The sequence below is a fragment of the Rhizobium sp. AN80A genome (genome assembly GCF_030053015.1).
Classification (GTDB): Bacteria; Pseudomonadota; Alphaproteobacteria; order Rhizobiales; family Rhizobiaceae; genus Rhizobium; species Rhizobium metallidurans.
Genome location: NZ_JASJPX010000001.1, coordinates 218,432 through 231,705, shown reverse-complemented (window position 1 = coordinate 231,705; position 13,274 = coordinate 218,432). Strand labels below are relative to the sequence as shown.

General features: G+C 59.8%; 13 protein-coding genes. 2 read left to right on the top strand and 11 right to left on the bottom strand.

The genetic code is table 11. The features are described from left to right. Positions 1–7 precede the first annotated feature (7 nt). Positions 8–1,024, top strand: coding sequence for a GlxA family transcriptional regulator (locus tag P3R82_RS01090; RefSeq protein ID WP_283192661.1), 1,017 nt, complete (start codon positions 8–10; stop codon positions 1,022–1,024). 28 nt (positions 1,025–1,052) lie between these two features. Here the strand turns inward: P3R82_RS01090 and P3R82_RS01085 are convergent, their stop codons facing one another. The 5 genes from P3R82_RS01085 to P3R82_RS01065 all read right to left on the bottom strand — a co-directional run bounded on the left by P3R82_RS01085 (position 1,053) and on the right by P3R82_RS01065 (position 5,896). Continuing rightward, positions 1,053–1,796 carry an amino acid ABC transporter ATP-binding protein gene (locus tag P3R82_RS01085; protein ID WP_283192660.1) on the bottom strand — a complete coding sequence of 248 codons (744 nt, stop codon included), beginning with the start codon at positions 1,794–1,796 and terminating at the stop codon, positions 1,053–1,055. A gap of 8 nt (positions 1,797–1,804) precedes the next feature. Then, positions 1,805–2,692, bottom strand: coding sequence for an ABC transporter permease subunit (locus P3R82_RS01080; RefSeq protein ID WP_283192659.1), 888 nt, complete (start codon positions 2,690–2,692; stop codon positions 1,805–1,807). After that, positions 2,682–3,368, bottom strand: a complete 687-nt coding sequence (locus P3R82_RS01075) for an amino acid ABC transporter permease (protein WP_283192658.1) — start codon at positions 3,366–3,368, stop codon at positions 2,682–2,684. Before P3R82_RS01075 ends, P3R82_RS01080 begins: the two co-directional genes overlap by 11 nt. A gap of 75 nt (positions 3,369–3,443) precedes the next feature. After that, positions 3,444–4,268, bottom strand: coding sequence for a transporter substrate-binding domain-containing protein (locus tag P3R82_RS01070; RefSeq protein ID WP_283192657.1), 825 nt, complete (start codon positions 4,266–4,268; stop codon positions 3,444–3,446). A 230-nt stretch (positions 4,269–4,498) separates the two neighbouring features. Next, entirely contained in the window at positions 4,499–5,896 is a 1,398-nt protein-coding gene (locus tag P3R82_RS01065) for an aspartate ammonia-lyase (protein WP_283192656.1), read from the bottom strand. Between the two features lie 170 nt (positions 5,897–6,066). On the opposite strand from P3R82_RS01065, the gene P3R82_RS01060 reads away from it, so the two are divergent. Beyond that, positions 6,067–7,038 (top strand): LysR family transcriptional regulator, encoded by a 972-nt coding sequence (locus tag P3R82_RS01060; protein ID WP_283192655.1) that lies wholly within the window; start codon positions 6,067–6,069, stop codon positions 7,036–7,038. Positions 7,039–7,462: 424 nt separating this feature from the next. Here the strand turns inward: P3R82_RS01060 and P3R82_RS01055 are convergent, their stop codons facing one another. Genes P3R82_RS01055 through P3R82_RS01030 form a run of 6 tightly spaced genes read right to left on the bottom strand, consistent with a single transcriptional unit; the run spans position 7,463 to position 13,263 of the window. Further along, positions 7,463–8,212: an SDR family oxidoreductase gene (locus tag P3R82_RS01055; RefSeq protein ID WP_283192654.1), complete on the bottom strand. Its 750-nt coding sequence runs from the start codon at positions 8,210–8,212 to the stop codon at positions 7,463–7,465. Positions 8,213–8,226: 14 nt separating this feature from the next. After that, a complete protein-coding gene (locus P3R82_RS01050; RefSeq protein WP_283192653.1) occupies positions 8,227–9,312 on the bottom strand; it encodes a glycerol dehydrogenase in 1,086 nt (361 codons plus the stop codon). Continuing rightward, the gene (locus P3R82_RS01045; RefSeq protein ID WP_183901641.1) at positions 9,303–10,076 is read right to left on the bottom strand and encodes an SDR family oxidoreductase; all 774 of its coding nucleotides are present in this window, start codon (positions 10,074–10,076) and stop codon (positions 9,303–9,305) included. Before P3R82_RS01045 ends, P3R82_RS01050 begins: the two co-directional genes overlap by 10 nt. After that, positions 10,076–10,759 carry an HAD family phosphatase gene (locus P3R82_RS01040; RefSeq protein WP_283192652.1) on the bottom strand — a complete coding sequence of 228 codons (684 nt, stop codon included), beginning with the start codon at positions 10,757–10,759 and terminating at the stop codon, positions 10,076–10,078. The genes P3R82_RS01045 and P3R82_RS01040 overlap by 1 nt, the downstream gene beginning before the upstream one ends. Then, entirely contained in the window at positions 10,756–12,258 is a 1,503-nt protein-coding gene (locus tag P3R82_RS01035) for an FGGY family carbohydrate kinase (protein ID WP_283192651.1), read from the bottom strand. The genes P3R82_RS01040 and P3R82_RS01035 overlap by 4 nt, the downstream gene beginning before the upstream one ends. 27 nt (positions 12,259–12,285) lie before the next feature. After that, positions 12,286–13,263 (bottom strand): ABC transporter permease, encoded by a 978-nt coding sequence (locus tag P3R82_RS01030; RefSeq protein WP_283192650.1) that lies wholly within the window; start codon positions 13,261–13,263, stop codon positions 12,286–12,288. Between the last annotated feature and the right edge of the window lie 11 nt (positions 13,264–13,274).

Genomic DNA, 13,274 nt, shown 5'->3' with positions numbered 1-13,274 from the left:
TTCAGAAATGAGCACGCAGCTTTATCACCACAGCGCGCTGTTTTCGGAACAGGGTATCCGCAGGATTGGCGTCATCTTGGTCGACGGTTACGCTCTGATATCCCTGGCTGCGACGGTCGAACCGCTGCGCGCGGCCAACATCCTATCGAAGACCAAGCTTTACGACTTCACCTTCATCACCGCCGAAGGAGACCGCGCGCAGTCGTCCATCGGTATCGCATTCGATGCCATCGAGATGCGAAGCGCGCCGGTCGATTTCGACCTGGTTTTCCTGGTCGCAGGCGGCAATCCAATCCTCTACGAGAATGTGGAACTGGGACGGTATCTGAAGCGGCTGACACGGCAGAACGTGCCGCTGGGCGGCATTTCTGGTGCGCCCGCCATCCTTGCACGTTACGGATTGATGCGGCATCGCCGGTTCACCATCCACTGGGAGCACTTCGACTCGTTGAAGGAAATGTCGCAGGACTTCAACCTCGAAAAGTCACTCTATGTCATTGATCGCGATCGATACACATCCGCCGGCGGCACGGGCACGCTCGATCTTTTGATCAACATCATCTCGAAAAACCATGGCCGTGTCCTGGCCCAGCAGGTCAGCGACTGGTTCATGCATACCGAAACGCGGCTTTCCGAAGCGCCCCAGAAGGCTGGTCTCGAACAGAAATACAACATTCATCACCCGGCGGCTCTGGCGGCCGTCGAACTGATGCACAACAATCTGGCGGACCGCCTCACGCTTGAGGAAATCGCTGGCCGGGCGCATATCAGCGCCCGACAGCTAAACCGGGTATTCGTCGAAATGCTCGACATGAGCGTAATGGAATTCTATCGCCATATCAGCCTCGATCGCGCAGCCCAGTTGCTGAAGCAGACAGTCCTGCCCATTTCCGAAGTGGCGCTGGCGACGGGCTTTTCCAATGCCAGCCATTTCACCCGCATATTTCAGGCCCGTTTCGCGACGACACCGAAAGCCATGCGTGTCGCCGCCAGAGCCGTCGCCTTCGACAAGGAACGCCCTTGAGGCCGTTCCTTGCTCGCGGGAAACAGCGTCAGAGAACCTGACTGAGAAACGCCCTGGTGCGCGGGTCCTTGGGATTGGTGAAAATCTCGCCCGGATGCCCTTCCTCGACGATGAGGCCGCGGTCGGTGAAGTAGACCTTGTCGGCGACTTCCTTTGCAAATCCCATCTCGTGCGTGACAAGGATGCAGGTCATGCCGTCCGAGGCCAGTTCCTTGATCGTAACAAGAACTTCCTTGACCGTTTCGGGGTCAAGCGCGGCGGTCACTTCGTCGAACAGCATGATATCGGGGCGCATGGCAAGCGAACGGGCAATGGCCACGCGCTGCTGCTGGCCGCCTGACAGCTCTCCTGGATAACTGTTTTCCTTGCCTTCAAGGCGCACTTTCTTCAGGAGCGCGCGTGCGCGGGCTTCGACTTGCGCACGCGGTTCTTTCAACACCTTGACCGGCGCCATCATGATATTCTGCAAAGCAGTCTTGTGCGGGAAGAGGTTATACTGCTGAAAGACCATCCCAACCTTGCGACGGAGAGCCCGCTTGTCGAGTTTCGCATCATGGACTTCCTGCCCCTCGACGGTGATCGAACCCGACTGAATGTCGTTGAGGCCGTTGATGCAGCGGATCAGTGTAGACTTGCCTGAACCGGAAGGGCCGATGATACAAACGACCTCGCCCTTCATGATATCCATGCTGATGCCTTTCAGCACATCGATATCGCCATAGGATTTCACCACGTTTTTCATCGCCACGATGGGCTGACTGGGAGACCACATATCTTTACCTAGAGCTTGACGGCGAACTTGCGCTCAAGGCGCACCGTGAGTTTTGCAATCGGGTAGCAGTAGAGGAAGAACAGGATGAGGATGAAGCCGTAGAACGGCATCAGCAGTTCCGGTTTATTGCCTTCCGCTTCCATCGCCTGGCGGGTGAGCGTCACCATCTCTTCCGTGCCCAGTATCGAGCAGAGCGGCGTCGCCATCGTCAGGATCGCATACCAGTTCATCCATGGCGGAATCATCCGCTTGATACATTGGGGAATGATGATCTGCCAGAGCGTCTGCATGCGGCTGAAGCTGAGGCTTTCAGCTGCTTCCCATTGGGCGGACGGCACCGATTGTATCGCTCCGCGCACGATGATGGCGATATTTGCGGCAACCGGAAGCGAAAGGCCGATGACGGCCTTTATCCAGCCGGGCAATGGCACGCGCGTACCGAAAATGTTCAGTTCAAACGGAAACGCCAAAAGCACCACGAAGAGCAGCACGAGCCATGGCGCATTACGGAAGAATGCCGTTCCTGTATTGCCGAGAAACCGAAGCGGAAACCATTTCGAAATCAGGGTCATTCCAAGCAACACGCCCAGACCGGTGCCGAGCGCCATCGAGAGGACCGAGATCAGGACATTGAAGAGAAAGCCGTTCAGCAGAAGGAACGGCGCCCATCTGTACAGAACGGTGATGGCGCTATCGACGGTGACGCTCCCCTGAGCCAGGGCCTGCAGCGGCCACACCAGCATAAGCAGCATGACGTGCCACCAGCGGATGTTTGCGAGCCAGGTCGTGAACGACAGGCTGTCCATCTGCGGAGCAGGGCGAAGTGGCAGCAGGACAGCCATTTCACTGCCGCCGGTGCGCTGCTCCCGCGCGCGCTTGTAGATATCAGACGCCATAGCCGGGCACCCTCATTCTGCGTTCCATGAACCTGAGACCGAGCGACAGAAGTCCGACAAGCCCGACATAGACAACCAGCAATAAGAGCATGGTCGGGTTCTGCGCTGCCGGGTTGTCGTTCCACAGGGAGGCGGACTGGTAAAGCAATTCGGGCACCGCGATCGCGAAGGCTTGCGATGTCGTCTTGACCAGATTGATAAGGTTGCTGCTGAGCGCCGGCAGGCAGACCCTGAGCGCCAGCGGGAATTGTACTTCCGAAAAGATCAGCCACCGGCTCATACCGAGAGCATCCGCCGCCTCGATCGTCGATTTCGGAACAGCCTCGAGCCCGGATCGAAAAATCTCGACGTTGAAGGCCGCGCCGAAAAGCGAAAGTGAAATTGCTGCCCAGCCGACGTTCGAGATGAGCGGAACCTGCGTCCATCCGTCCGGACTGTAGCTCGGGGTAAACTGCCCCAGGGCGAAATAGAAGAACAGCAGTTGCACGAGAGGCGGCGTGTTGCGGAATATCTGCAGGTAACCGCTGACGAACAACCGTGCGACCTTGTAGCGGGAGGTCTGCAGCATGGAACCGGCAAAGCCGATCACAAGCGAGGCAACGACACAAATGACGCTGAGCTGGATGGTCACCCACAGACCGGAAAAAATCCGGTCCGCGGCGCTGCCATCGTACAACCAAATGAAGTCCCAGCGTGGTGCTCTCTGAGCAAGATCACGGAAGTAGTCTGACAGGACGTTCATCCGGCGCCCTTACTTGATCGGGTCGGCCATCTTGTCGCGCATGGCTTGCAGATAGCCAGTCGACTTGATCTCCCACTTCTTCTCAAGCTCCAACAGCTTGCCGCTGCGGTGCCAGTTGTACTGCATGCCCGAAATCATTGCTCCGAAGGCACAAGCTTCTTCGGACTTTGCAACAGCAAGCCCCCAGGGCGACTGATCTTCCGATTGCAACGGCATTTCGAAATCTCCCCAGGAACCGGAAGCCAGATCCGATGCGATGGAGGAATCGTCAAAAAGGAAAGCCACGCATTTGCGATCACGAAGCGCTTGCTTTGCTTCGGCGGCGTTGGTGAAGGCCGAAATCTTGGCGCCGTACTTGTCGGAGACCGACTGGTTGTAGAACGCACCCTGAATGCCGCAGACCGGCTTTCCGTTCAGGTCCTTCCAGTCCTTGAATGCAAGCGCCTTGGGCGAAAGGATGTTGGTACCGGACGCATAATAGTTGGGGCCCGGAATGCCGACGATGTTGCGGCGTTCCTTGGTGTCCGTCATCGTGGCGATCATGAGATCCGTTTGTCCCTGCTCCACGAACTGCATGCGGTTGGATGCAACCACCGGAACAAGACGAAGCTTTACGCCTAGCGTCGCAGCAACTTCCTTCGCAAGGTCGATTTCCAGGCCAACGATCTCGCCATTCGGGTCACGAAAGCCGAACGGCTTGTAGTCGGCCTTGACGCCGACCGCGATTTCACCGCGCTCTGTGATGCGCTTGAGAGTGGCATTCGTGCATTCGGCAGCAGTGACGGAAGTCGCGGCCGTCAGCAGTCCCATCGTCAAGGCAAGTAATCTTTTCATGTCCATTCCCCTTGTTTTAACTGACGTTGAATTTGACAAAAGGAAGAATTAAATCTTGTCTTGTTCGGACGTATTTTGCTCACTTCTGGCCACGAAAGCCGGACTGCACAGCAGTCAGGTCACGGATATGCAAATCGATATCCTTCACCCCGGACTTGCATGACAGGCATGGCACTTCCTCAAATAACGGCAGGCAAAAGATCGTCTGCAAAAATCAAAGTGCGATCAGATCATGCAGTTGTCGAGCCGGCTGCCGCCTTCGTCAAGATCGAAACGATGTCGCTTTCGTTCAGCAATCCCTGCTCGGCGACGACGTCCATGAACGGCCGTCCCTGTGCCAGCGAGGACTGCACCATGTTCGAAACCACAGCGTAACCGAGACTTGGAACGAGAGCCGTTGCCAAGGCACTCGAAGCCATGAGGTGATCGAGCGAGGAAGCCTCGTTGGCGACGAGACCGCTGATGCAACGCTTGGCAAACATATCGGCAGACCGTGCCAGAAGCGCTATGCTGTCCAACAATCGGTCACACACCAGAAGTTCATAGTGATTTATTTCTAGAAGCCCTTGCTGGCATGCCATTGCGATGGCGGCATCATTGCCGGTTATTGCAAAGGCGACCTGACAGACCGCCATCGGAATGACCGGATTGACCTTGCCGGGCATGATCGATGATCCCTGCTGCACCGCCGGCAACGTGATCTCCTGAATGCCGCCTGCCGGTCCGGAGGAAAGGATGATGAGGTCGTTGGCGATTTTCCAGGACGAATTTGCGGCATTGCGCAGCTCCGCCGAGAGACGCGCACAAGTGTCCATGTTCTGCATGCCGTCGAAAGGATTGACGATCGATGTGAACGGCTCTCCCGTCAATGCGCATATGTTCCGGACGACTGCTGCGCGATAACCGGGCAGGGATCCAAATCCGGTGCCGATCGCGGTGCCGCCGATAGGCAGGTGCAGAAATTGCTGCCTGAGAATTTCCAACTGTTCCCGATGCCGCCGCGTAACCGCAGCATATCCACCCAGAGCCTGTCCCAATGTCATCGGCTGTGCATCTTGCAGGCATGTCCGTCCGAGGCGGAGCAAGGCTGCATATTCCTGCTCCTTTGCGGAAAACGCGCGCGCAAGTTCCTCAAGACCAGCATCGGCATCCGCCATCGCCCGATATATCGCCAGCTTCATGGCGGTCGGAATGACATCGTTCGTGGACTGGCCGAGATTGACGTGGTCATTGGGGTGAATGAAAGCATATCCACCAAGAACCTCGCCTCGTTTCGAGGCGACGATGTTCGCGATCACCTCGTTGACGTTCATGTTCGTTGAAGTCCCTCCCGAGCCTTCAAGCATATCGACGACGAAGTGTTCGTTATAATGCCCCTGCATGATGTCCCGGCATGCATCGACAATCGCATCAGCCCTGTCTGGCGAGATGGCACCAAGTTCGAGATTTGCCTGCGCAGCGGCATGTTTGACGACCGCCAGCCCCCAGACGAAATACGGGCTCGATGCAATCGGACGGCCCGAAAGTGAAAAGTTATGCGTCGCGCGCAAAGTGTTCACGCCGTATAGCGCACCAGCCGGAAGCTCCGCACGTCCCAATCCGTCCACCTCGATCCGAATGCCTGTCATGTCTGTTCCTTCCCGGTGCCAGCTGCGACCAGCACGGCTTTTAAGATCCTTTCGGAAAAGTTGGTCACGATATTTTTCAAATTAGAGAATATTGCTCTTAGCATTAGGGGTGCTAATACTACTGGGGCATTGACGGCAATGGGAGCGAAGGCATGAGGCCGACGGGCGACATGTCTCTGAACATCAACCTTTGGGACCTGCACGTTTTCGAGACGCTCGCGGAGACCCGCAATCTGACGGCGTGTTCGAGACAGTTGGGGGTCACGCAGTCCGCAGTCTCGCAATCGATCGCACGGCTGGAGCGCCTGTTCGGTGTGATGCTGATGGATCGATCTCATCGGCCGCTTTTGATCACGCGGGCGGGCGAAATCCTCAGGCGGAACAGCATCGGCGTGCTGCAGGAGATCCGGCGGACTGTCGATGAAGTGCGGGCGACGGAGATCGAGGAACTTCCCATGTTGCGGCTTGGACTGATCGACACCTTCGCCACCACAGCCGGGCCTGTCGTCATGAAATCATTGAGCAGACGTGTCGAAAATCTACAGATGTGGTCGGGCATCACACCCATGCTTTCCACCGAGCTACTCAACCGCACCGTCGACATCATCGTCTCGAACGATCCGATGACTGCAAATCCGGAACTCGAACGCGAATGCCTGCTGCAGGAGCCGCTGGTCGCGGTGGTACCAAAATCCGAAGCCGATCGCTTCATGACGATGACACTGGCGGAAATGTGCGCCGCTCTGCCACTTGTCCGGTTCAGTGCCAGATCCAATCTCGGCCAGACCATCGAATATTTCCTAAGCCAACGCAGGCTTTCTCCTGCAAGGACCATGGAATTTGATGCAAGCGAGGCTGTATTACGCATGGTGTCCAACGGCTTGGGCTGGGCGATTGCCACGCCGATGTGCCTTCTGCATGCCCATTCATCGACAATGGACTTGGCGGCGCTGCCGCTTCCAACCCAGACGATTAGGCGGCGGATCTATCTCGTATATCGGCGTAACGAACTCACCCCGATCATGTCGGATGTAATCGATGTCTTTCGCCAGGTCATAGCAACCGTAATCATCCCGCGCATCGCAGACGTGACGCCTTGGGTCGATCTGGCCGCAGACCTGCCGGCCAGCTCTGTCGTGTGAGTTCATGCCGATGTCGGCGCAAGCCTTGCCTAGATGGACGTGCGACCGGCGGGATCTGCAGGCCATTACACAGCGTCCGCGCAAAACGCACCTTGCTATGCCGGGTCCCTCGTCTGACGCTGTGCAAGATCAAAGCTTCGCGCTTCCTCCGGATGCTCACACCGCGCCACATCGCGCATTCGTGGCAGGTTATCCGCAGGAGACGAGCTAGATCGCCAGCGAAGATGAAGTCTCGGCGCCAGCGCTAGGAATTCAGTCTTTGGAATATTGGTTGCGGGGAGCCTGATGGCAAGGAGACTTGTAAATTTGCCGAACCGTAAAGGGAAATGAACCGCCGACTTGGCTCGCCCCGCTGAGACCTCGAAGATGTAGTAACGCTGGCTCCGGGGATTGGCTCAGCCAGCCGTGATAGCAAGCTGTCTTTTCATCCGACGCTGTAACCACCGTCGACCGGCAGAGTGACACCAGTGACGAACGCGGCGGCTGGCGAGCACAGGAACAGGATTGGGCCGACGAGATCCTCGGTCGTTCCCCAACGCTTCAGTGCGGATCGCTCGGCGATCTTCGCTTCGCTATCCGGCTGCGACCACAGCGGCTTCGTCATCTCTGTGCGGTGATAGCCCGGCGCAACCGCGTTCACGCGTACGCCGTCGCGGCCGTATTTGTGCGCCATGGCGCGCGTCAGGCCGACGATGCCCGTCTTGCTGGCGGTGTAGGCGGGAACACTTTCGTCGGCCAGATAGCTCAGCATCGATGCGAAATTGACAATGCTGCCATTGCTCGTCCTGAGCAACGGAAAGGCGGCGCGCGACAGTCGCATGGCGCTGCTCAGATTGACGTCCATGACATCGAGAAAGACATCCTCGCCCCACTCGCTGTCGGGGCGCGCGATGCCCTGGCAATTGACCAGCACATCGAGCGACGGCAGATCGGCAAAAAATCGACCGACCGCGGCGCCGTCTCGAACATCCAGCCTTGAAAAGGCGATCGAACCGGACGAGCTCGATCGGGCGTCGTCAAGCCGGCGTTCGGAACTGCCGGTGGCGAGCACGTTGGCTCCCGCACCGGCGAAGCCTTGCGCAACGGCCAGACCGATGCCGCTTGTGCCGCCCGAAATTACCACCGTCTTGCCATCAAGGAAATTCGGCGCGAACGCCTCGTTGCTGTCCATCATTTCTACTCCATCGATCAGATCAACGCCGCCAGCGCCTCGATCACCATCGCTTCGGTGACCGGCATCGGCTCGTTGTGGATGATTTCGCCGGCGCGGCAGGCGCGCCGCGCCACAATTTCCAACTTCTCCTGGGAAGCCTCAGCGATCCCGATATCCGCCAGCCGCGTCGGCAGCCGAACCGACTGGCAATAATCGCGAACCCGCGCGAATTCGTCATGCCGGCCCTGGATCTTCAATCCGGCCAGCACGCCGATGGCAACCTTCTCGCCGTGCAGGTGGTGATGCACATCCTCGAGCTCGCAAAGGCCGTGATGGATCGCGTGCGCGGCCGCCACGCCGCCGGACTCGAAACCGATGCCCGACAGGAGGATGTTGGCTTCCACGACCCGCTCGATTGCCGGCCCCGCCGTCTTTGTATCGCATTCTGAGAGCGCCGCGGCACCGAACTCCAGGATCGTTTCCCGGCAGAAGCGGGCCACCTCGAAGGCAAGCGGAAGGCCGGGCATCCTCATGCAATTGAAGCCACCGCTTTGACGACAAGCGTCCGCCTCGTACCAGGTTGCCAGTGCGTCGCCGATTCCGGCCGCGAGGAAGCGCGCGGGCGCGCCGGCGATCAATGCCGTATCGACAAGAACCAGATTTGGGTTTGCAGGCAGGAAACTGTCATAAGCAACGGTGCCGTCGTCGTTGTAGACGACCGCGAGCGCGCTGCACGGTGCATCCGAAGCGGCGATGGTCGGCGCCACGATGACGGGCAATCCGAGATCGCGGGCAGCCGCCTTTGCCGTATCGAGCGCCTTGCCGCCGCCGACACCGATGATGACATCGGCTCCCACAGTCCTGGCCCGGGCGACGAGGCTGGCGATCTCACCTTCCGAGCACTCACCGCCGTGACGCACGATCTCGACATCGGCGTCACCATCGAACGCGTCCGACACGTACTTTTCGAGCATACCGAAAACGCCACGGTCGAGCAACGCCACTGCCCGTTTGCCATAAGCGTGCGCTTCCTGCCCCAGCAGCCCGATCGCCCCCGCCGCCTGGATATAACGGCCGGGGAAGCGTGCGCCGCGCGGCTTGATGTCGGCCGTCACCAGCATACGTAGCCTCCATCGGCGAGTACGATCGAGCCGGTCATCAGGCTGGACGCGTCGCTGGCGAGGAACAGGATGACGGAAGCGACCTCGTCGGTCCGGCCAAGCCGGTTCATCGGGGTGCCGCCTACCCAGTGCCGGTACATCTCGGCATCCTCGTAGACGTACTTGTTCATTTCCGTGTCGATATAGGTGGGCGCCACCGAATTGACGCGGACGCCGCGCGCGCCCCATTCGGCGGCGAGCGACTTCGTCAGATGGTGAACGGCGGCCTTGGAGGCATTGTAGTTCGCCTGCTCCTGCGGGCGATTGACGACGAAGCCGGACATCGACCCGACATTGACGATGGTGCCGGAGCCGCGTTCCAGCATAGACTTGCCGAACGCCCTGCAGCACCAGAAGACGCCGTTGAGGTTGACGTCGATCACCTTGTTCCAGACATCGTCGGCCATTGTCTCGGCCGGATGGTTGCTGATGGCGATGCCGGCATTGTTGACGAGGATGTCGACGCGGCCATGACGGGCGACGATCTCGTCATGGGCCGCCTGCACGGCTTTGACATCGGTGACGTCGAGCACGACGCTGTCGACGGAATACCCCTTGGCGGCAAGCGTTGCCGTAGCGTCTTTGAGAAGCGTATCGTTCATGTCCGTCAGCACGACTTTCGCTCCAGCTTCCGCCAGCGCCTCGACGGCGGCATAGCCGATGCCGCGCGCGGCGCCGGTGACGACGGCAATCTTGTCGGTGAGCTTGAACTTATCGAGATACATCAGTCGCATCCTTGAAGGGTCGTTTGTAGAGAAGAAGGAAAGAGCAAGCCGGCGAGCGTCGAAGCCAGATCGTTGGGATCGGCCGGGATCGTAGACGGCGGAAAGACGAGGTCGGTCCTATGCGGCTCCGGCCAGCCGATGACGGCCATTCCCGCGGCAAGACCGGCGACGGCGCCGGGGATGCTGTCCTCGACCACGATGCAGTTCTCTGGGCTGACGCCAAGCAGATGCGCAGCCCTGAGATAGGGTTCGGGATCGGGCTTGCCGCGGAGGACATCGTTTCGGCTGATGGTCACCAGGCCGGGCTGCTGCAGGCCAACGGCCCGAAGGTTGGCATCAACCAGCATGCGGTCCGAATTCGAAACGATGGAGAAGGGCGTCCGTGTTTCCGCAAGCAGCCTCAGAGCGGCATCGACGCCATGGCGGCGCTCCAGCTTGGCGGCATCGGCCAGATAGCAGCGATACTTTCCTTCGACATAGTCTGCGAAGGATGGCTTGAAACCGATCGTCTCCCGCAACAGTGCATGGCAATCGGCGTCGCTCATGCCGGTCATGCGATCGGCGAGCGCGTCCGGCACGCGATATCCCATCTGCAGCAGAGCTTGCTTCATGGCATCGAAATGCAGCCCCTCGCTATCAACGAGGGTGCCGTCCATGTCGAAAAGTACGGCTCTTTCTGTCATTGCGGCAGCCCGTCGAGATCATCGTAGAGGGCCTGGCTGTGCACGTAGAGTTTTTCGAAGAAGGCCTGCATCGGCCGATATGTTTCAGCCCATCGCGGATCGGGGGCGATCTCCTGCGCGTAGGAGACAAAGGCGCCCGCCGCATCCTCGACGCTTGAAAACTGCCCGGTGGCCGCAGCCGCCATGATCGCACAGCCGACGAGGCCGCATTCCGGCTCGGATGGAACAAGGATCGGAATGCCGTAGACGCTGGCCTTGATCTTCATCCAGAGTTCGGTCTTCGCCCCGCCACCCGACGCGATGACCCGCTCGAGCGGCGCACCGGATATGCGATCGAGAATATTGATGTGGCGCTTGGTGGCGAAGGCGACGCCTTCGAGAACGGCGCGGTGCATATGCGCAAGACCATGCGCAGCGCCGATCCCGAAAAATTGCGCGCGCGCATTGCGATGCCCGCCAAGCCGCTCGCCGGTCAGGTAGGGCATGAAGAACAGGCGGTCGGAGCCGGCGGGCGCCTCGGCTGCCTTTGCGACGATGTCCTCGTAGGAGGATTTCTTTTCGTCGAACGCCCGTCTTGCCCAGCGCATGGCGTCGCCGCCGGACTCCAGCAGCATGAAGGCGCCCCAGTTTCCTTCGACGGTCCCGACGTTGCAGATCGAGGGATCGAGAAGCGGCTTGGCGGCGATCGCGGTGATGATTGCCGACGTTCCCATGACCTCGGAACCCACACCAGGACGGCACACGCCGGACCCGAGCAAGGCCACCGGATAATCGGCGCCGCCGACCAGCACCGGCGTGCCGGGCCGCAACCCCGTCTCGATCGCTGCGCTCTCGCTGACGGTACCGAGTATCTCCGTCGGATTGCGAAGAGGCGGCAGCTTATCGGCATCGAGCCCAAGCAGCGCGATCATCTTGCGCGACCAGTCTCCGCTGCGGGGATCCATGAGAAAGCTTGCGCCGCCATCGTTGCGATCCATGGCGATCTCGTCGGTCAGGCGCAGATTGACATAGTCCTTCGGCATCAAAACGGCGGAGGCCTTGCGATAGGCTGCCGCGTCGTTGTCGCGCAGCCATTGCAGCTTGAAGCCCGGCCAGGCGGGCGTCGGCGGGTTGGCGCAATCGGCAAGATAATCGCTCGGCGCATGCGCGGCCTCGAAGGCCGTCACATAGTCGACGGTGCGCTTGTCGTTCCAGAGCGGCGCGGTTTCGCGCACCAATTCGCCACCTTCCCCAACGAGCACCGTGCCATGCATCTGACCGCAGGCTGCAATGGCAACCACGCGAGAGCGCGCATCGGCAACCTCTCCCAGAACATCGCGGACCGTGGCGACAACGCCCGCCCACCAATCCGCCGGGCGCTGCTCGGCCCAGCCGAATTGCGGAACGATCTGCTCGTGCTCGCGGCTGCAGACCGCAAGAATTTTGCCCTTGGTGTCGACGAGGGCGGCGCGAACGCTGCCGGTGCCGACGTCGATGGCAAGGAAGAGATCATTAGGCATGCTATTTACCCCTGCAGGAGGCGGACACTACTTGCGAAACCAGTTGGAGGCATATTGCAGGAGCATCGCACCGATGATGATGCAGCCCATGAAGACCTGCTGGTGATAGCCGGGCACGCGGGCAAGGTTCATCATATTGGCGATAATGCCAAGCACAAGCACGCCGATGAAGGTGTTCATGACGCCACCGCGGCCGCCCATCAGGCTGGCGCCGCCGATGACGACGGCAGCGATCGCATCGAGCTCCGAACCGACGCCGATATTGGCTGAGCCGATGCCGGTGCGGCTCGTCGAAACGATACCGGCCGCGGCCGCCAGAACGCCGGAGATCACATAGACCGCTGTCGTGTAATAAGCGACCGGAATACCGGACAGCCTGACGGCCTCGACATTCGAGCCGATCGCCTTCACCAGGCGCCCGAAGCGCGTGAAGGTCAGGACGATACCGGCGATAACGAAGACGATCGCCATCAACACGACGGGATAGGGAATGGTGGCGATCGAACCCGATCCGAAGGTGGTGATCCAGACCCCGGCTTCGTCCATCTGAATGGGCTGTCCGGCGGAGACGATCAGAGAGAGACCACGCGCAACGGTCATCATCGCAAGCGTCGTGACGAAGGGCGGCAGTTTGAGGAAGGCGACGAGGACGCCGGAGGCGAGGCCGCAGGCTGCGCCGGCGATCAGCGCGGTCGCGACCGCTCCGCCGGTGCCGTATTCCTGAATGACGATCGCCGACAAAACGCTGCCGAGCGCTGCCACCGAACCGACCGAGAGATCGATACCCCGGGTGAGGATGACGAAGAGCATGCCGATCGCCATGAGGCTGGTGCCAGCGCTTTGTCGGAGAACGTTGATGATGTTGCGCTGGGTCAGGAAGACGTCGGACATCGAGGTCGCCACGATCAGCAGGGCGATCAGGATCGCCAGCGTGCCGTAGCGGTGCAGGATGTTGGAAATGTTCAGCGAAGGCGAACGGTGAGCGGTTTCGGTGAGTTCGGTCACGGCTTTAACCC

What these genes read in the sequence shown, in the direction of transcription:
- P3R82_RS01090 (WP_283192661.1), top strand. Translation starts at nt 8, where the DNA reads ATGAGCACGCAGCTTTATCACCACAGCGCGCTGTTTTCGGAACAGGGT.
- P3R82_RS01085 (WP_283192660.1), bottom strand. Translation starts at nt 1,796, where the DNA reads ATGTGGTCTCCCAGTCAGCCCATCGTGGCGATGAAAAACGTGGTGAAA.
- P3R82_RS01080 (WP_283192659.1), bottom strand. Translation starts at nt 2,692, where the DNA reads ATGGCGTCTGATATCTACAAGCGCGCGCGGGAGCAGCGCACCGGCGGC.
- P3R82_RS01070 (WP_283192657.1), bottom strand. Translation starts at nt 4,268, where the DNA reads ATGAAAAGATTACTTGCCTTGACGATGGGACTGCTGACGGCCGCGACT.
- P3R82_RS01065 (WP_283192656.1), bottom strand. Translation starts at nt 5,896, where the DNA reads ATGACAGGCATTCGGATCGAGGTGGACGGATTGGGACGTGCGGAGCTT.
- P3R82_RS01060 (WP_283192655.1), top strand. Translation starts at nt 6,067, where the DNA reads ATGTCTCTGAACATCAACCTTTGGGACCTGCACGTTTTCGAGACGCTC.
- P3R82_RS01055 (WP_283192654.1), bottom strand. Translation starts at nt 8,212, where the DNA reads ATGATGGACAGCAACGAGGCGTTCGCGCCGAATTTCCTTGATGGCAAG.
- P3R82_RS01050 (WP_283192653.1), bottom strand. Translation starts at nt 9,312, where the DNA reads ATGCTGGTGACGGCCGACATCAAGCCGCGCGGCGCACGCTTCCCCGGC.
- P3R82_RS01045 (WP_183901641.1), bottom strand. Translation starts at nt 10,076, where the DNA reads ATGTATCTCGATAAGTTCAAGCTCACCGACAAGATTGCCGTCGTCACC.
- P3R82_RS01040 (WP_283192652.1), bottom strand. Translation starts at nt 10,759, where the DNA reads ATGACAGAAAGAGCCGTACTTTTCGACATGGACGGCACCCTCGTTGAT.
- P3R82_RS01035 (WP_283192651.1), bottom strand. Translation starts at nt 12,258, where the DNA reads ATGCCTAATGATCTCTTCCTTGCCATCGACGTCGGCACCGGCAGCGTT.